Below are 18,417 nucleotides of genomic sequence, written 5' to 3' on the forward strand. Positions count from 1 at the left end.
AGGGGGTTCGACACCGTACGTGCCGGGGTCACGTGGTGGTCCGGCAGGGGACGGCCGGTTGCGAATGCGGTCCGATCTGTCACAGAGTTCCTTTTTTCTGACGTCACGGCGTATGGCAGGCGCGTGAACGACGTGCTGGGCATGGCGAATCCGCCGTTGGCGGATGCCGGTATCGGCCGACGGCCGGCCGGGGCCGCCGGGCGACGGAATCGGTCGACGGTTCAGCCAGGGTCACCGGGTGAAGGAATCGGTCGACGGTCCCGGCCGGGGCCGCTGAGCGAAGGAATCGGGCTGAGCAGTGATCAGCCGGGTTGAACGGCCTCAAGAAGGATCTTCAGCAGATCCTCCGGCGCGTCCCGCATGAGGTTGTGCCTGCTGTCCAGTGCGTGGGTCGTCCACAGCGGGTCGTCACGCAACCGCTGGTAGATGGGAGTGAACGGCGACTGGCCGTCCCACCCAGCCGCGTACACGTAGTCCCTGCGACGGAACCGCGCGAGGTCGCCGGTGAGCCGGATCGACTGGAGCAGCGAGGCGAGCGGATGGGGCGTGGCGCGTGAATCGAAGAAGGGTAGCGGCCGCACCGAGTAGCCGGTCTCCGCCACGTCCGAATACCATTTCCGTTCCTGGTCGGAGACCAGGGTCCAGCAGGAGTCGCCATGCTGCGGCACGACGGCGTCCAGGTACGCCAAGGAGTCCACCCGCTCCGGCACGCGGTCCGCGACCCCGGTGATCACCATTCCCCCGTAGCTGTGGCCGACCAGCACCGCGTCCTCGATCTCTTCGGCCTCCAGCAGGCCGACCACGTCCCGGACATGCGTTTCGAGGTTCACCCCCGCGTTCAGCAGGTGGCCGCGCTCGCTGAGCCCGGTCAACGTCAGCGGGTACGCGCGATGGCCGTGAAGGCGTAGCAGTTCGGTGAGGGGCTCGTAACTCCAGCCGCCATGGCACATGCCGGGAACGAGAACGAAGGTCGCCAAGATTGTGCTCCTTGTATCGGTTGCGGGCGTTATCACCGCATCGATGGATGAGTGTCCGGTCGGGTTTGTCGGGCCTGACCCCCACCCGGGTTCGTCGGATCCAGCCTCCACCTGGGTTTGTCGGGCCTGACCCCTGCTCGGGTTCGTCGGGCCCGGCCCCACCCGGGTTTGTCGGACCCGACCTCGTCCGGGTCTGTCGGACCTGGCCCCCACCCGGGTTTGTCGGGCCCGGCCAGGGGCCGTTCGTCGCGTCGGGAGGTGGGTGGTTCAGGGGGTGGGAGGGACGAACTCGGGCTGGTCGAGCAGGCGCAGCCAGCTTCCGTCGGGCTGGCGCCGGACGACCTGCGCGCGGGCGCCGGTCCCGTCCTTCGGCGGGGTCGAGGTGAGGGCGAGGTCGCCGCTCGTCAGCGTCGGCAGCGGTTGTTCCGGCTCGAAGTGGGGGCGGCCCGCCAGCACCTTCTCCCACAGCGCGCGGATCGCCTCCCGGCCCACCGTCTGGCCGCCCGGCGGGTAGGCCATCACCGCGTCCTCTTCGTAGAGTTCGGCCACTCCGGCCGCGTCTCCGGCATTGGACCGCTCGACGAACAGGCGGGTGAGGTCTTCGGGCCGCATGGCCTTCTCGTACTCCGGCATGGTTCCTCCTTGGGGTCGGGCTTTGACATCTCCCAGCGTGGTCGCCCACCGGTCAGAAGTCCAACAGATGGATCTGCTAGGAACTAGAATCCCCAGTTATGGAACTGAGGCAGCTGGAATACTTCGTCGCGGTCGCCGAGGAGCGAAACTTCACCCGGGCGGCCGAGCGGGTGCACATCAGCCAGTCCGGCGTCAGCGCCCAGATCCGCCAGCTCGAACGCGAGCTCGGCGCCGAGCTGTTCGACCGATCGGCGCGCACCGCCACCCTCACCGTCGCGGGAAAGGCCGCGCTCGAACACGCCCGTGCCGCGCTCGCCGCCACCGCGGCACTCGGCCAGGCGGTGGGCGAGGTGACCGGCCTGATCCGGGGCCGGCTCGTCGTCGGGATGATCATCGGCTGCACCGTCACACCGCTGTTCGACGCCCTCGCCGCCTTCCACCGGGCGCATCCCGGTGTGGAGATCTCCCTGCTGGAGGACAACTCCGACCGGCTCGTCGAGGGGGTGCGCGACGGCACCGTCGACCTGGCCCTCATCGGGACCGCGACCGCCGCCCCCGACGGGCTGGACGCGCTGACGATCATCAGCGAGCGGCTCGTCGCGGCGGTCCCGGCCGGGCACCCCCTGGCGGAGCGGTCGCGGGTAACCCTGCGCGACCTGAGCGCCCACCCGATCGCGTGCATGCCACCCGGCACCGGCCTGCGTACGGTGTTCGACCAGGCCTGCGCGGCGCAGGGCCTCCAACCGGTGATCGCGCTGCAGGCCAGCGCCGCGGACGCCATCGCCGACCTCGCCACCCGCGGGCTCGCCGTCGCCATCCTCAGCGCCTCGATGGCGGAGCGCTATCGCGACCGGCTCACCGCCCTCACCGTCGACGACGTCGAAACGCCCGCCCTGCTCGCCCTGACCTGGAGGAGCACGCACAACCCCGCGGTGCGCGAGCTGCTCGCGCACAGCCGGAGGGCGTTCGCCGAGCCCGGCCCCGGGCATGCCCCTGCCCGGGGCTGAGGCGCCCCCGCTCGGCGTCGAGGCGCGTCCGCTCGGAGACGGACGCTCGGGCGTCATCGCGCGATGGCTCCGGCGATCAGACGGGCCGGATGTAACAATCACCCCATGCCACGCTTCAAACGACTCACCATCGAGGAAGCCCGCACCCTCAACCGCGAACAGCTTCTCGACCGCATCGAGATCGAGCAGAAGTACTGGTACCGCCTCATCGAGCGCGGCCAGATACGGCCCGGCGACGACGAGGCGTACAAGGTCTTCACTCAGATCATGCACGCCGCCATCGACCCCGGCCGCGCCGCCTCCGACACGCTCGCCCTCATCGAGGGCGAGCCCGTGAACAAGGACTACTGGACAAAACCGCTCGGTGAGCTCGGCGACCTCTAGGCCGTTTCGGGTGCCACCTGGTGGCCGGGGGCGGGTTCGGGTGCCGCCTGGTCGAGGAGCAGGCGTCTGGTCTTGCCGCGGTAGCGGAGGACCTGGACCGCGCCCAGCGCCCAGATCGGATACTGCACGGCGAACGCCCACCGGAAGGTGTCCAGGGTGGTCTCCCCCAGCAGGTCGAGGGTGACGCCGATCAGAGCGATCACCGACACGGACGCGACGAAGCCGCCGCCGTTCACGATGCCGGTGGCCGCGCCGATCCGGGCGGCCGGGTTGAAGGTCCTGGCGTAGTCGAAGCCGATCATCGATCCGGGACCGTTGACCGCGAGCGCCGCCACCAGCAGGAAGAGGAGCCAGAGCGGCGCCCGGCCCGGCCAGAGCAGTACGGCGGTCCACGCTCCGGCGGTGCTGCCGATCACGATGAGCACCATCCGGGAACGGTGGAAGGGGAACCGCCCGGCGAGATAGCCGAGCAGCGGCCCGCACACCATGCCGCACACGGTCAGCGTCGTCAGCAGCAGGCCCGCCGTCGAGGGATCCAGACCCTGGCCCTGGACCAGGAACGGATATCCCCACAGCAGGAGGAAGGCCGCCGCCGAGCACTGGGTGGCCGCATGGGTCCACATGCCCAGCCGGGTCCCGGGTTCGGCCCAGGCGGCCCTGAGGCTTGGTGGCTCTCCGGTCCGTTCGGGGCGGGAGTCGCCCAGCACCGTGAGCACCAGGAACACCGACACGACGCCCAGGACGGCGGCGCCGAGGAAGGTGGGCGTCCAGCCGTAGGCGTGGAGGGAGTGGATCAGGGGCACCGTTGAGGCGATCGCGCCGAGCTGGCCGAGCAGGCCGGTGAGCTGGACCATCACCGGGTTGCGGTGGGCGGGGAAGTAGAGGTTGACCAGGCGGATCACGCTGATGAACGTCATCGCGTCGCCGCAGCCGATCAGCGCCCTGCCCGCGATCCCCGGCAGCAGCCCGCCTGCCAGCGCGAAGACGAGCTCGCCGCAGGCCATCACGGCGGCCCCGATGACCAGCATGCGCTTGGACCCGAGCCGGTCGACGAGCACTCCGACGGGCACCTGCATGGCCGCGTAGACCAGCAGTTGCAGCATGGCCAGTACTGCGAGCCCGGCCGCGCCGACGTCGAGCCTCGCCGCGGCCTCGATGCCGGCGACGCCGAGGGACTGACGGTGGAATACCGCGATGATGTAGGCCGATACACCGGTGGCCCAGAAGAGAACTGCCTTGGACCGTGGCGTCATGGGATGAATATTACTTTTAGGTATTTTTCATGACGTAATGGGGTCTTAGGTGTGCCCGGAGATGAGGAGTTCGCGCGGGGTGCCAGGGATGGGCCTGAGGAAAGGCCATGAATGGGCCCGTAGAAATTGGAGCGATCCGGATATCCAGGGTGAATTCCCTGCTCGGGGCAGGGGGAGGCTTCGGGGTTGCCCGGGCCGGTGGGCCACGAACCGACAGGCCTGGCTGGAAGGCCGGACGCTGAGATCCCCGGGTTTCACAGCCGGGGAGGACGTCAAGGACGCGGGTAGCGGATCAGCAGGCTGGCCTGAACGGCCTCGTCGCCGACCGCGGCGTAGGTGTGGGGGACGTCCGACCGCCAGGTGATGTGCTCGCCCGCTCCGGCCAGGAGGGGCGTGTTCACCGGGCCGGCGCTCAGCGTCCCCGCGAAGATCGTTATGTGCTCGGTGACGCCTTCGTGGTGGGCGGGGGACACCTGCGTGGAGCCCGCGGGGATCACCAGCCGGTAGAGCTCGTAGGTGACGGACTCGTCCTCGAAGACCTGGAGCAGCGCGGCCTCGACGGCCGTGCCGTGAATCACCGGGGCCGTGTCGGCGGCGAGGAGCGAGGCGAACGGGACGCCGAGTTCGGCGGTGATCGCCCAGAGCGTTTCGAGGGTGGGGTTGCGGAAGCCGTTCTCCAGGCCGGACAGGGTGGCCTTGCCGATGCCCGCCCGGCGGGCGAGCTCCGACAGGGAGATGCCGCGTTCCTGGCGCAGCAGGCGGATCCTCCGCCCCACGTCATGAGTGCCGGTTTCCAGGGCTGGACGGGGGGTTTGTCGGCCGGAGTCCATGAAGCTATGGTGCATCACGATGACCGTTCCATATACGGAACGGCCCGTGACGCGCCGGGATGACCGGTGAGCCAGGGAAGGGGCGGCGAGGATGACACGTCTGCTTCAGCCGATTCTGGCGGGGGTGGTGACCGCACTCGTCGGCTTCGCCAGCTCCTTCGCCGTGGTTCTGGCCGGGCTGCGCGCGGTCGGCGCCGACCAGCGGCAGGCGACTTCGGGGCTGCTCGTGCTCTGCGTGGCGATCGGCGTGGTCGCCATCTGGCTGGGTCTGCGGCAGCGCGTGCCGATCACCATCGCCTGGTCCACACCGGGAGCGGCGCTGCTGGTCGCGACAGGTGCCGTCGAGGGAGGGTTTCCCGTCGCGGTCGGCGCGTTCGTGGTCTCGGGGCTGCTCATCATCGCCGCGGGGCTCTTCCCCACGCTGGGCCGATGGATCGCGGCCATCCCCACCCCGATCGCGGGCGCCATGCTCGCAGGAGTCCTGCTCAACCTGTGTGTCGCACCGGTCAGGGCGCTCGCGGAGGTGCCGCTGATGGCCGGTCCCGCCGTGCTCACCTGGGCGCTGCTGAGCCGCTTCGCCCGCAAGTGGGCGGTCCCGGGGGCCCTGCTGGTCGCCGTCGTGGCGATCGCGCTGACCGGGCCGGGGCTGGGGGCGGTGGACGTGCGCCCGGTGATCGAGCCGACCCTGCCGTCCTGGAACGCCCAGGCGATGATCAGCATCGCGCTCCCGCTGTTCCTCGTCACGATGGCCTCGCAGAACGTGCCGGGCATGGCGGTCCTGGCGGGGTACGGCTACCGCCCGCCGCTGCGCGGGATCCTTCTCTCCACGGGCCTGGCCAGCACCCTCGGGGCCCTTCTGGGAGGGCATGCGGTGAACCTGGCCGCCATCACCGCGGCCCTGAGCGCCGGTCCCGACGCCGACCCCGACCCCGGCCGCCGGTGGATCGCCTCGGTCACCGCCGGGGCCTCGATGATCGTCCTTGGGATCGGCTCGGGACTGGCCACCGCGCTGGTCCTGCTCTCGCCCCCGGTGCTCATCGAGGCCGTCGCCGGTCTCGCCCTGATCGGCGCACTCGCCTCGGCGATCACCGCGGCCATCGCCGAACCCGAGGGCAGGGAGGCCGCGGTGATCACCTTCGTGGTCACCGCGTCGGGGCTGACCCTGCTCGGAGTGGGCGCCGCCTTCTGGGGACTCGTCGCGGGAGGACTCATGATGCTCCTGCACCGCCGGAGGAAGGTCTCGCGGCCCGTATCCGAGGAACAGGCCGTGCCGGAGCCGGCCGTGTCCGGGGAATGAGTGCGGGCGGCGTTTTCGTGCGGACATGACTCCGCCGGTACGGCATGTATGCCGTACCGGCGGAAAGGCAGAGCGAACGATGTGCGTCTGGCAGCGGTTACCCGGATGTGCCCGGGACCGTCTGCGGTTATCGGCGGTTGCTCAGACGCCCGCGGCGACCGGCCACGAGCTCGTCGGTGGCGGGCTGGCTGGGCACCTCGACGTGGGGGTGGGGTGCCGTCGTCTCGACGCGATCGTCGACGCCGTCGTGATCGCGGTCGACCACGGGGGCCGCGGCGGCCACGGGGACGACCTCCGGGGTCTCCTCGAGCTTGCGCTCCAGCTCCTGCTTCTCCTTCTCCAGGAGGGCGACGCGGTCACGCGCCTCCGAACGGGAGGAACGGAGCTTGCGGCGCTGCGCGGAGGAGCGGCGCATCCCGGCGAACATGATCATCAGGCCGAGCAGGAAGACGGCTCCCACGGCGACACCGGCGAAGAAGAGCTCCAGCTGGGAGAGCTGGACCGTACGGTCGAAGATCGTGAACGATGCGGTGGCGGTCGATGCCGCGGTCTCATCCCAGGAGACCGCGATCACGGTTGCTCCCGCGAGGACGATCAAGAGAAGTCCCAGTACTATCATGTGACCTCAACTCAGGCTGCGTGTGTTGGTAGCCACTGCTGCCCTGTAAATGCGGGATTATTCATCGGGCGCGGATAGTTGCCAGGAAACGTGGCGAACATCGACGTCGTGGTCATCGGGGCGGGGCAGGCCGGCCTCTCCAGCGCCTACTTTCTCAGCAGGTCCGGGCTGGGCTTCGTGGTGCTCGACCGCTCTCCGCGTCCCGGCGGCGCCTGGCAGTTCCGCTGGCCGTCCCTCACCCTCGGCGCCACGCATCGCGTGCACGACCTGCCGGGGTTGCCGCTGGGCGTCGCCGACACGACCCGGCCGTCCTCGGAGGTCGTCTCCGAATACTTCGCCGCCTACGAGCGGGCCTTCGACCTGCCCGTGCGCCGCCCGGTCGGGGTGCGGTCCGTGAGGGAGGGGCAGGACGGGCGGCTGCTGGTGGAGACCTCGGCCGGAGACTGGTCGGCCCGTGCCCTGATCAACGCCACCGGCACCTGGGACCGCCCGTTCTGGCCGCGATACCCGGGCCAGGAGTCTTTTCGCGGACGGCAGCTCCACACCGCCGACTACACCACCCGGGAGGAGTTCGCGGGCAAGCACGTGGTGGTGGTCGGCGCCGGAGCCTCGGGCATCCAGCTTCTGATGGAGATCGCGGAGATCACCACGACCACCTGGGTCACCCGGCGCCCTCCCGTCTTCAAGGAGGGGGTCTTCAACGAGGAAGCCGGCCGCGAGACCGTCGCCAGGGTGGACGCCCGTGTCCGCGCGGGGCTGCCGCCGGGGAGCGTCATCGGGGCCTCCACCGGCTACCCGGTGAACCCGGCGGTGAAGGCGGCCATGGCGGCCGGGATCCTGGACCGGCTGCCGATGTTCGACCGGATCGTCCCCGAGGGCGTCGCCTGGGACGACGGCCGCCTGGTCGAGGCCGACGTGATCCTGTGGGCCACCGGCTTCCGCCCGGTCATCAACCACCTTGCCCCGCTGCACCTGCGCGAGCCCGGCGGCGGCATCCGGGTCGAGGACACCCGGGCCGTTCTGGACCCCCGTGTCCACCTGGTCGGGTACGGCCCGTCTGCCAGCACCATCGGGGCCAACCGTGCGGGCCGTACCGCCGTCCAGCACATCCGGCGCCTCCTCGCGGCTCCGGAGGCGGGGGTCTCTCGTGACGTGGTCTCGAGCGCCTCCGCCGCTTCGGATGTCTCTTTTGCCCCCGACGCCCCGGTTGTCCCCGCAGCCTAGGAATCACCTCGGTACGGCCTCCCGGGGGAACGATCCCGAACCCGGGGGAGATTCCGGGCCCTGTGGAGCGCGGCTACTGTTGGCGGTCATGGAGCGCACCCGCCTTTATCGCAACGGTGTCCTCGAGTCCGAGGGCTTCCCTATCGCCGACGTGTCCGACTACGTCGGCGATCCGTCCGCCGTTGTGTGGTTCGACCTCTGCTCGCCCACGCGTGAGGATCTGGGGAAGATCAGCGAGGAGCTCGGCCTGCACGCGCTGGCCGTCGAGGACGCGCTTCACAGCCACCAGCGTCCCAAGCTGGACAGCTACGAGAGCCACCTGTTCCTCAGCGTCTACGGCGCGAAGCTGACGGAGGCCGGATCCGACGGCGTCCACGCCGCGGAGCCGACGGACGCCGAGCTCGAACTCATCGAGATATCGATCTTCGTCACCAAGAACGCCCTGGTCACCGTGAGAGAGAGCCCCAACTTCGACATCGACGAGGTGATCAGACGCTGGGACGCCAACCCCGAGATGGCCAAGTACGGAGTGCCGTACCTGCTGCACGGCCTGCTCGACTACGTGGTGGACGGCTACTTCGAGGTGCTGCAGGCGCTGGACGACCGGATCGAGGCGCTGGAGGACGATCTCTTCGACGGGAATCCGGGCGACCAGGAGCATATCCAGCGGCAGACGTTCCGGATGCGCAAGAAACTGGTGCGGTTCCGGCGGCTGGCGGTGCCGATGCGCGAGATCGTGGGCAGCCTGCTCCGCAGGAGCGAGGAAGTGCTGGAGCCCCAGCTGGTCCCTTACTACCAGGACGTGTACGACCACGCGCTGCGCACCGCCGAGTGGTCCGACTCCCTGCGGGAACTGGTGGGAAACGTCCGCGAGGCTCACATGAACCAGCAGGGCTTCAAGCTCAACGACATCATGAAGAAGATCACGAGCTGGGCGGCCATCATCGCGGTACCCACCCTGATCACCGGTTTCTACGGGCAGAACGTGCCCTACCCGGGCGCGGAGCACTCCATCGGCTTCTGGACGTCCACGATGTTGATCGTCCTGGGGACCGTTCTGCTCTACCGGGCGTTCAAGAAGCGGAACTGGCTCTGATCCAGGTGCCGCTCGTCCATGGATTTCCGGATGTGCTCACCGAGGTCACGGTTTCCCTGAAGCCGAGGTGAGGCGGTTCTCCCGAGCCCGAAGCGGGTCGGTGCCGATGAGGTGGGCCAGGCCGGTGATCGAGAAGAACAGAGGTCATACCCTGGGCTTATGGGCATACCAGCCGCCAACGCGCTGGAGCTCGAACCGGCCCTCGACGGGGGGTGACCGCGGTGCGGAACGTGAGGTACGAGCGGTTCACGCTGCGACCCCGGAGCGGAGCGACCAGGTGGACGCTGTGGAATGTGGGGTACGGGCGGTTCGCGCCGCGACCCCGGAGCGGAGCGACCGGTTGGACGCCGCGGGACGTGAGGCACGGGCGGTTCGCGCCCGGGGATCCGGAGCGGGGCGACCGGTTGAACGCGGGATTCCCGTCACGGGTCCGGAGCGGGGCGACCGGCCGGACGTCGTGGAACGCGAAAGATGAGCGCCGTGGTTCCGGAGCGGAGTGACCAGGTGAGCACCACGCGCGGGCGGCTGCGGATCTATCTGGGTGCGGCCCCCGGTGTCGGCAAGACCTTCGCGATGCTCAACGAGGGCCGCCGGCGTCGGGGCCGTGGCACCGACGTGGTCGTGGGCCTGGTGGAGACCCACGGCCGTCCCCGCACGGCCGAGCTGGTCGAGGACCTGGAGACGGTTCCCCGGCAGTCCATGGTCTACCGAGACGCCGTTTTCACGGAGCTGGATGTGAATGCGGTCATCGCGCGCAGGCCGAGGGTGGCGTTGATCGACGAGCTGGCGCACACCAACGTGCCGGGGGCGAGGAACAAGAAGCGCTGGCAGGACGTCGAGGAGATCCTCGACGCCGGGATCGACGTGATCTCCACGGTCAACATCCAGCATCTGGAGTCGCTCAACGACGTCGTCGAGGCGATCACCGGGGTGCCGCAGCGCGAGACCGTGCCCGATGAGGTCGTCCGGCGGGCCAACCAGATCGAGCTGGTCGACATGTCGCCCGAGGCGCTGCAGCGCAGGATGGCCCACGGCAACGTCTATCCACCGGAGAAGGTGGACGCCGCCCTCTCCAACTACTTCCGGATCGGGAACCTGACCGCACTGCGGGAGCTCGCGCTCCTGTGGCTGGCGGGGAAGGTCGACGATCAGCTCGACCGGTATCGCGCCGACCACGGCATCGCCAGGACGTGGGAGGCCCGCGAGCGGGTCGTCGTCGCACTGACCGGCGGCCCCGAGGGCGACACGCTCATCCGGCGGGCCGCCAGGGTCGCGGACAGGACCAAGGGCGCCGATCTGCTCGCCGTTCACGTCACCAGGTCCGACGGCCTGACCAGCGCCGATCCGGCGAACATGGCCAGGCAGCGGACCCTGGTGGAAGAGTTGGGCGGCACCTACCACCAGGTCGTCGGCGATGACGTCCCGAGGGCGTTGCTCGACTTCGCCCGGGGGGTCAACGCCACCCAGCTCGTGCTGGGTGCGTCCCGGCGCGGCCGGTTCGCCCAGATCTTCTCCCGGGGTGTCGGGGTCACGGCGACCACGATGTCCGGCTCCATCGACGTTCACATGATCACTCATGACGAGGTCAGCAAGGGGATCGCCCCGAACCGGTCGCGGGCGGCGCTCACGGTCAACCGCCGGGTGGCCGGCTGGCTGATGGCGCTGGTCGGCATCCCGCTGCTCACCGCCGCGCTCGTCCAGATCCGGCACGTCATGACGCTGCCCAGCGAGATCCTGCTGTTCCTGCTGATGGTCGTCTGCGTGGCGCTGGTGGGCGGCATGTGGGCGGCGATCACGGCGGCCGTCGTCAGCTTCGTCCTGCTCAACTGGTTCTTCACCCCGCCCCTGCACTCCCTGACCGTGACCGAACCGGAGAACGTCTTCGCGTTGAGCGTCTACGTGCTGGTCGCCGTGATGGTCAGCGCCGTGGTCGACCTGGCCGCTCGCCGTACGAGGGAGGCGGCCCGGGCGAGCGCGGACGCCGAGGTGCTGTCCACCCTGGCGGGCCACGTCCTGCGCGGGGAGGCGGCGCTGCCGTCCCTGCTGGCCCGGCTCAGGGAGACCTTCGGGCTCGACTCGGTGACGCTGCTGGAGCGGGCGGGCGAGCACGGCCCCGACGACCGGTCGGAGCCGCAGGCCTGGCGGATCGTCGCCACCGCGGGCGCCTCCCCGTGCACCTGTCCCGGTAAGGCCGACACGGACGTGATCATCGACGAGGACCTGGTGCTCGCCGCCTGCGGACGCCTGCTCGACGCGTCCGATCGGCGGGTGCTGGAGGCGTTCGCCGCCGAGGCGGCCGTGGCGCTGCGCCAGGAGAGGCTGAAGCAGGAGGCCGATCAGGTCGGGCCGCTGGCCGAGACCGACAGGATGCGCACCGCGCTGCTCGCCGCCGTCAGCCACGACCTGCGCACCCCGCTCGCCTCTGCCATGGCGGCCGTGGAGAGCCTGCGCACCACCGATGTCGACTGGTCGCCCCATGATCGGGAGGAACTGCTCGCCACCGCCGACGAATCCCTGATCAAACTCGATCGGCTGGTCGCCAACCTTCTCGACATGAGCCGCCTGCAGGCCGGGGTGCTCGGGCTGATGCTCCAGCCGACGGCGCTTGAGGAGGTCGTCCCGCGTGCGATGGACGACCTCGGCCCGATGTGGGATCGGGTCGAGGGCGACGTCTCGGCCGAACTGCCCGAGGTTCTCGCCGATCCGGCGTTGCTGGAGCGGATCCTGGTCAACCTCATGTCCAACGCCGTGCGGTACAACCCGGCCGAGGGCAAGGTGCTGGTCACCGCGAGCTCGCACGGCGACCACGTGGAGATCCGGGTCGTCGATCGTGGCCCGGGCATCCCGGCGGAGGCGCACGACAAGGTGTTCCTGCCGTTCCAGCGGCTCGGTGACCGTGACAACCACACCGGTGTCGGCCTCGGCCTCGCCCTCTCGCGAGGTCTCGCGGAGGCGATGGGCGGCACCCTCACACCTGAAGAGACACCAGGGGGAGGTCTCACCATGACCCTGACACTGCCCATCTCCTCACCTGCCGCTCCCGCACTCTCGGGTGAGGCCGGCGTGGGCGGTGGCTCTCCCGCGCTCTCGGGTGAGGCCGGCGTGGGTGGTGGTTCTCCCGCGCTCTCGGGTGAGACCGACATGGGCGGCGGCTCTCCCGCACCCTCGGGTGAGGTCGGCGTGGGCGATGGCTCCCCCACTTCATCGGGTGCGGCCGGCGTGGGCGGTGGCTCCTCCGCGCCGTCGGGTGCGGCCGATGTGGGTGATGGCTCTCCCTCTTCCTCGGGTGAGACCGGCATAGGCGGTCCTCACGTGTCGTCGGGCGGTGCCGGTGCGGGTGGCGGTCCTCCCACGTCGGCGGACGAGGCGCCCGAGACCTCTGAGAGCTCACAATGACGCGAATTCTCGTCGTCGACGACGAGCCGCAGATCCTCCGGGCGCTGAGGATCAACCTGGCCGCGCGCCACTACGAGGTGGCGGTCGCCCCTGACGGGGGGTCGGCGCTCCGCCAGGCCGCCGACTGGCATCCCGACCTGGTCGTCCTCGACCTCGGACTGCCGGACATGCAGGGCGTGGACGTCATCCACGGCCTGCGCGGCTGGACGGCCATACCGATCATCGTCCTGTCCGGCCGGGTGGGCAGCCAGGACAAGGTGGAGGCCCTGGACGCCGGGGCCGACGACTACGTGACCAAGCCGTTCGGTATCGACGAGTTGCTCGCCCGCATCCGCGCGGTGTCCCGCCGGACCGCCGTGCAAGAGTCCGAACTCGCCCAGATCTCCATCGGAGACCACGTGATCGACCTGGTCGGCAAGACGGTTTCCGGCGGGGTACGGCTCACGCCGACCGAGTGGCGTCTCCTGGAGATCCTGGTCCGCAACCCCGGAAAACTGATCACCCAGCGTCAGTTGCTGAACGACGTCTGGGGAACCGGCTATCTCAAGGAGACCAACTACCTCCGCCAGTATCTGGCCCAGCTCCGCCGCAAGCTCGAACCCGACCCCGGCCACCCGGTCCACCTCCTGACCGAGCCGGGAATGGGATACCGCTTCCAGCCCTGATCGCCGAGCCGTTCGGGCCGTCGGGACGGTGGAGATCTCGTAATGCCATCGTCGGTCGGCGCGTCCGTGTCAACCAATGATTTTCCGGGAATTAGTCATATCTGAGCCTGTCGACCCCCCTATGGAGGCTGGGTGAGCACGCGAGACGTGTTCATTGTGGTGCTGGGCGCGGCGGTGCTCTTCTCGTTGGCGTCCCAGGGAGACACCGGCTCACCGAAGGCTCAGGGCGCCGCCCGCGCCGCGCCGCTCGACAACCCGGACGGCGTGCGGCCCGGCCTGGCTCCGCTCGGATCGGCGGGCGACAGGGGCGCGGCGGTCAGACTGATCAAGAAGCTGCGGGTCGGGAGCATGGGAACCAAGGCGGGTTACAGCCGCGCCCGGTTCGGCGAGAACTGGGCGGACACGGCGAAGGGCGTGCCGTACGCGCGCAACGGCTGCGGCACCCGGAACGACCTGCTCGCCCGCGACGGCGAGAACGTGCGATACCGCCGGGGATCGGACTGCGTGGTCGTCTCGATGAAGCTGCGCGACCCCTACACGGGCAGGGTCGTCCAGTGGAGCAAGAAGAACTCCGACGAGATCCAGGTCGACCACGTGGTCCCGCTGTCATACGAATGGCGGATGGGCGCCTCCCGCTGGCCGATGTCCAAGCGGATGCGCATCGCCAACGACCCGCTCAACCTGCTGCCGGTGTACGGCGACGCCAACGAGGCCAAGGGCGGCTCCGGCCCCGCCTCGTGGCTCCCGCCGGTGCGCCGGGTCCGCTGCGCCTACGTCGTCCGCTTCGCCCAGGTCGCCCTGAAATACAACCTGCCGGTCACCCGAGCCGACAAGGCCGTCATGCTCGCCCAGTGCCGTTGACCGCGTCTCCGGGTGCACGTCGACCGGACCTCCGGAGATGATCCCTCCGTCAGACGCGGGGGTTCGCACTCCGGAGAGCATCCGCGCGGGCCGCTAGAAGCGCCGGAGCAGTGCCTGCTTGGTGACGGTGAACTCCTCGTCGGTCAGGACGCCGTCCCTGTGCAGGTCGCCGAGCTCGCGCAGACGGCGCAGGAGCGCGTCCGGGTCGTCGTCTCCGGCGGGGGCCGGCGGTGGGGCCGCTTCCAGGGAGAGGCGGGGGTCCGAAGTCGCGGAGGGATGTGGCAGCCGGACGAAGATGGCGGTGACGAGCAGCGCGGTCGTGCGGGTCTCCTTGTCCATCCCCCACAGGACCAGGCAGTGCGGGTTGTGCTTGGGGGCCATCTTGTGCTCGGAGCCCCTGAGATGGAACCGGAGGTGGCCGTTCTCCAGGCCGGCGTTCGGGATCCATTCCAGGCCGATCAGGTCCTTCAGCGCGAATCGCTGGGGACCGGTCGACTTCTTGACCTCTTCCGCCATCCAGTTCCACTCGATGCGGATCCACTCGCCGTCGAACGTCGCGGTGCCGTCGCCCCCGGGCACCGTCAGCGGGAGCGCCGGGCCCGGCAGCAGGTAACGGTCGGAGGGGCCTTCCGGCACCTGCTCGATCACCAGGGCGTTGCGCACCTCGTCGACGAGGTATTCGGCGGCGCCCGTACGGTCGGCGTCGATGGTGAGCTGGTAGGGGTCGGCGGCTTCGGCGATCCGCCCGCGCGTGGCCTGGGTGAACGGGTCGGCGCCCTCCCGCAGGCGCAGGCGCAGCCGTCCGCCCTTCTTGCCCGGTTCGTAGGCGATGCCGGACACCGCCTCCAGCGGCACCGCCATCTCGCCCAGCAACTGCCGAAGCTTCTTCACGCCCCGGTTACGGCCGGGCACGATCCGCAGAATCTCGCCGTCGAACGTCCAGGTCCCGTCGCGAACCATGACCTCAGCCATAGGGGGAATCCTATGGTGCGTTTTCCGCCTATGGTCGCTTCCCGGGCATATGGCCTGAGTGCGGTCCGGGTGCGCTCAGGGGCGGGCCGGACGCGATCCGGGTACGATCCGGTTTCCGGCCGGGCGGCGAGGTCTTCTATCCTTTGAATACCGTTCGAAGCAGACTTCCGACCAGCAGGCGAAGGAACTTCCGTGTCATCTTCGGCCTTTCAGGCCCCTCCGGTCCTGACCCTCGACGAACTGATCGCCCAGCGGGACGACGCCCTGCGCGACTACGAGGCACTCGTCCGGCGCGGTCTCTCCCTTGACCTCACGCGGGGCAAGCCGTCGGCGCGCCAGCTCGATCTCGCCTCCCGCATGCTGACCCTTCCCAGCGGTCACAAGGCCGCGGACGGCACCGACTGCCGCAACTACGGTGGCCTCCAGGGGCTCTCCGAGCTTCGGGCGATCTTCAGCGGCTCGCTCCAGGTTCCCGTCGCCCAGCTGGTCGCCGCCGGTAACTCCAGCCTCTCGCTCATGCACGACTCCATCGTCCACGCGATGCTCGGCAGGCTTCCGGGAGCCGAGCGCCGCTGGGCGGACGAGCCGCGGATCGCTTTTCTCTGCCCGGTCCCCGGATACGACCGTCACTTCGCCCTGTGCGAGCGGTTCGGCATCGAGCTGATCCCGGTGCCGATGAACGACGAGGGCCCCGACATGGACGTCGTGGAGCGCCTCGTGCTTTCCGACCCCCAGGTCAAGGGGATCTGGTGCGTGCCCAAGTACAGCAACCCGAGCGGTGTCTCCTACGGCGACGAGACCGTGCGGCGTCTGGCGGCCATGCCGGTCGCCGCCCCGGATTTCCGGATCTTCTGGGACAACGCCTACGCCGTGCACCACCTCACGGACACGCCGGCGGAGATCGCCGATCTCCTGGCGCTGTGCGAGGAGAACGGCAATCCCGACCGCGCCTTCGTCTTCGGCTCCACCTCGAAGATCACTTTTGCCGGTGGGGGCGTCGCCTTCTTCGGCTCGTCCGCGGCCAACGTGGCCTGGCTGCTCGGATACACCGCCAAGCGCACCATCGGCCCGGACAAGATCAACCACCTCCGTCACGTGGAGTTCCTCCGCGACGAGGACGGCCTCGCCGAGCACATGCGCCACCACCGTGAGCTGATCCGGCCGAAGTTCGACGCGGTGGAGACGATCCTCACCAAGGAGCTGGGCGGCACCGGGCTGGCGTCCTGGTCCAACCCCGCGGGCGGCTACTTCATCAGCCTCGACGTGCTGGAGGGATGCGCCCGCGAGGTGGTGAGCCGGGCGGCCGGAGCGGGCATCGCCCTGACCCCCGCGGGCGCCACCCACCCGTACGGGAACGACCCCCGCGACAGCACCATCCGCATCGCTCCCACCTACCCCGAGCTGGACGAGGTCGAGCTCGCCATCGCGGGTCTGGCCACCTGCGTGCGTCTCGTCGGGACCGAGAAGCTGCTGGAGCAGGCCCGCTAGCCGGGCGGGGCCAAGGGCCCGGCGCGGGTGTCGCCCCGCCAGGCCCGGCTGACCGGCCCGACTCGGTCATGGGCCGGGCCTGTGACGTCGCGGACCGGAGCCGGGTCTCCTCGCGGAAGGCCCTACGCGTCCTGCGAGGCGGCGCGGAAGCTCTCCGCGAGCCGCCGCAGACCCGGCTCGATCCTCTCCGGCGGGATCGCGCCGTAGCCGATCACGAGTCCCTGCTGCGCCGGGGCCTCGCCGCAGAAGGTGGCGAGGCTCTCGACGGCGATCCCCGCCTCCCGCGCGAGAGCCGTCACGCGATCCATGTCGACTCCCGCGCCCGGGATCAGGCGGGCGCAGAGATGCAGGCCCGCGGCGGAGGGCACCGGCTCCAGCCAGTCGGTGAAGTCCCGCCGGAGGATCGTGAGGATCTGTCCGTGGCGGATCGCGTACTCGCGTGTCGCCTTGCGGATGTGCCGTGCGAGCAGCCCCTCGTCGATGAACCGGGCCAGCGCCGCCTGGGTGGGGATCTCGCTGTACCAGTCGGTGAGCCGCTTGGCGCTGCGCAGGGCGGGTTGCAGCGAGGCCGGCGCCACCAGGAAGCCCAGCCGCAGCATCGGCAGCATCGTCTTGGAGAAGGACCCGACGTAGATGACGTGGCCGCTGCGGTCCAGGCTCTGGAGGGGTTCGAGCGGGCGGTCCTCGAAGCGGAACTCGCTGTCGTAGTCGTCCTCGATCACCACGGCGCCGCGCCGCTCCGCCCATTCGAGCAGCGCGGCGCGGCGGCCGAGGGACATCGGCGTGCCCAGCGGAAACTGGTGGGAGGGGGTGACGTAGACGAGGCGGGCGTGCTGGGGGATCGCGGCGACGACCAGCCCCTCGGCGTCGACGGGGACACCGGTGACCCGCGCGCCCAGCGACTGGAACAGGAGCCGTGCCGGGTGGTAGCCGGGTTCCTCGACCGCCACGCAGCTGCCCGGCTCGATCAGGACGCGGCCGATGATGTCGAGTGCCTGCTGCGCCCCCTGGGTGACGAGCACGTCGTCGGCGTTCGCGCGCACCGAACGGGAGATCCCGACGTAGCGGGCGATGGCCTCCCTCAGCCCCGCGTGCCCCGGGGGCGCGTCGTAGATGGCGGAGTGCACCAGCGCCGGGCGGAGCTCGCGGGCGACGATCCTGCGCCACGTCTCGAGCGGGAACAGCCGGGCGTCGGGGACGCCCACCCTGAAGTCGTAGATCGTCGGCGGGACCGGTCCGGAGCTCGGAGCGGCACCGGACGCGGCGGTGATGGACTGCCAGAGGCGGCGGGGGCGCACGCCGCTGCCCGCGGGCGCGTTCCGGGGGCGTGCGCGGTTGAGGGGTTCGGCGCAGACGAAGGTGCCGGCGCCCACCTGACCGACGAGGAAACCCTCGGCGGTGAGCCGCTCGTAGGCGACGGTCACCGTGGTGCGTGACACGTCGAGTCGTTGCGCCAGCTCACGCGTGGGAGGCAGGCGCTCTCCCGATCGCAGGCGGCCGTCGAGTATGGCGTCCAGGAGCTGCCGGTAGATCCTGGCCGTCAGGTCGCCGCGCTCCGTGAGACTCACGTGAAAGTCCACCCGGCCATCTTATTGGTCTGAGTGCTCTGCCAACTATTGGACCTTCTGCGAGACCAATCAGCCTCCTAAAGTGATCTCCAGACCGCTCGGATCGGGCAGCGGAGCAGGCAGGAGAGGGAAACGAGGCCGCGTCCG

General features: G+C 70.0%; 16 protein-coding genes. 9 read left to right on the forward strand and 7 right to left on the reverse strand.

Annotated features, from left to right (window positions below; all coding sequences use genetic code 11):
- Positions 1-302 precede the first annotated feature (302 nt).
- Both DKM19_RS48875 and DKM19_RS48880 read right to left on the reverse strand, forming a co-directional pair.
- Positions 303-977: an alpha/beta fold hydrolase gene (locus DKM19_RS48875; protein ID WP_110705344.1), complete on the reverse strand. Its 675-nt coding sequence runs from the start codon at positions 975-977 to the stop codon at positions 303-305.
- 267 nt (positions 978-1,244) lie between these two features.
- A complete protein-coding gene (locus tag DKM19_RS48880) occupies positions 1,245-1,610 on the reverse strand; it encodes a nuclear transport factor 2 family protein (RefSeq protein ID WP_110705345.1) in 366 nt (121 codons plus the stop codon).
- Between the two features lie 98 nt (positions 1,611-1,708).
- On the opposite strand from DKM19_RS48880, the gene DKM19_RS48885 reads away from it, so the two are divergent.
- Complete coding sequence (locus DKM19_RS48885; protein WP_110705346.1) at positions 1,709-2,617, forward strand: LysR family transcriptional regulator; 909 nt, start codon at positions 1,709-1,711, stop codon at positions 2,615-2,617.
- A 105-nt stretch (positions 2,618-2,722) separates the two neighbouring features.
- Complete coding sequence (locus DKM19_RS48890) at positions 2,723-3,001, forward strand: hypothetical protein (protein WP_110705347.1); 279 nt, start codon at positions 2,723-2,725, stop codon at positions 2,999-3,001.
- Here the strand turns inward: DKM19_RS48890 and DKM19_RS48895 are convergent.
- Entirely contained in the window at positions 2,998-4,254 is a 1,257-nt protein-coding gene (locus tag DKM19_RS48895; protein ID WP_110705348.1) for a nitrate/nitrite transporter, read from the reverse strand. The two genes, DKM19_RS48890 and DKM19_RS48895, sit on opposite strands and share 4 nt — an antisense overlap.
- Before the next feature lie 272 nt (positions 4,255-4,526).
- Entirely contained in the window at positions 4,527-5,030 is a 504-nt protein-coding gene (locus tag DKM19_RS48900) for a helix-turn-helix domain-containing protein (RefSeq protein WP_239514003.1), read from the reverse strand.
- 145 nt (positions 5,031-5,175) lie between these two features.
- Between DKM19_RS48900 and DKM19_RS48905 the strand changes: the two genes are divergently transcribed.
- Positions 5,176-6,381: a benzoate/H(+) symporter BenE family transporter gene (locus DKM19_RS48905; protein WP_110705350.1), complete on the forward strand. Its 1,206-nt coding sequence runs from the start codon at positions 5,176-5,178 to the stop codon at positions 6,379-6,381.
- A gap of 127 nt (positions 6,382-6,508) precedes the next feature.
- Here the strand turns inward: DKM19_RS48905 and DKM19_RS48910 are convergent, their stop codons facing one another.
- The gene (locus DKM19_RS48910; protein WP_162642384.1) at positions 6,509-7,000 is read right to left on the reverse strand and encodes a hypothetical protein; all 492 of its coding nucleotides are present in this window, start codon (positions 6,998-7,000) and stop codon (positions 6,509-6,511) included.
- Between the two features lie 99 nt (positions 7,001-7,099).
- Between DKM19_RS48910 and DKM19_RS48915 the strand changes: the two genes are divergently transcribed.
- The 5 genes from DKM19_RS48915 to DKM19_RS48935 all read left to right on the forward strand — a co-directional run bounded on the left by DKM19_RS48915 (position 7,100) and on the right by DKM19_RS48935 (position 14,242).
- Complete coding sequence (locus tag DKM19_RS48915; protein WP_239514559.1) at positions 7,100-8,224, forward strand: FAD-dependent oxidoreductase; 1,125 nt, start codon at positions 7,100-7,102, stop codon at positions 8,222-8,224.
- Positions 8,225-8,312: 88 nt separating this feature from the next.
- Entirely contained in the window at positions 8,313-9,320 is a 1,008-nt protein-coding gene (locus tag DKM19_RS48920; protein ID WP_110705353.1) for a magnesium transporter CorA family protein, read from the forward strand.
- Positions 9,321-9,791: 471 nt separating this feature from the next.
- Positions 9,792-12,716: a sensor histidine kinase KdpD gene (locus DKM19_RS48925; RefSeq protein ID WP_239514004.1), complete on the forward strand. Its 2,925-nt coding sequence runs from the start codon at positions 9,792-9,794 to the stop codon at positions 12,714-12,716.
- Positions 12,713-13,381 (forward strand): response regulator, encoded by a 669-nt coding sequence (locus DKM19_RS48930; protein ID WP_110705354.1) that lies wholly within the window; start codon positions 12,713-12,715, stop codon positions 13,379-13,381. The genes DKM19_RS48925 and DKM19_RS48930 overlap by 4 nt, the downstream gene beginning before the upstream one ends.
- Positions 13,382-13,513: 132 nt before the next feature.
- Positions 13,514-14,242 (forward strand): HNH endonuclease family protein, encoded by a 729-nt coding sequence (locus DKM19_RS48935; RefSeq protein ID WP_110705355.1) that lies wholly within the window; start codon positions 13,514-13,516, stop codon positions 14,240-14,242.
- A 93-nt stretch (positions 14,243-14,335) separates the two neighbouring features.
- On the opposite strand, the gene DKM19_RS48940 is transcribed toward DKM19_RS48935, so the two are convergent.
- Positions 14,336-15,214, reverse strand: a complete 879-nt coding sequence (locus tag DKM19_RS48940) for a DUF4429 domain-containing protein (protein WP_110705356.1) — start codon at positions 15,212-15,214, stop codon at positions 14,336-14,338.
- Positions 15,215-15,439: 225 nt separating this feature from the next.
- On the opposite strand from DKM19_RS48940, the gene DKM19_RS48945 reads away from it, so the two are divergent.
- Positions 15,440-16,702 (forward strand): aminotransferase class I/II-fold pyridoxal phosphate-dependent enzyme, encoded by a 1,263-nt coding sequence (locus tag DKM19_RS48945; RefSeq protein ID WP_110706531.1) that lies wholly within the window; start codon positions 15,440-15,442, stop codon positions 16,700-16,702.
- Positions 16,703-16,824: 122 nt separating this feature from the next.
- Here DKM19_RS48945 and DKM19_RS48950 read toward each other — a convergent pair whose 3' ends face one another.
- The gene (locus tag DKM19_RS48950; protein WP_239514006.1) at positions 16,825-18,270 is read right to left on the reverse strand and encodes a PLP-dependent aminotransferase family protein; all 1,446 of its coding nucleotides are present in this window, start codon (positions 18,268-18,270) and stop codon (positions 16,825-16,827) included.
- Positions 18,271-18,417: the final 147 nt, after the last annotated feature.

The organism is Streptosporangium sp. 'caverna' (assembly GCF_003203775.1).
In the GTDB taxonomy this organism is placed as follows: domain Bacteria; phylum Actinomycetota; class Actinomycetes; order Streptosporangiales; family Streptosporangiaceae; genus Streptosporangium; species Streptosporangium subroseum.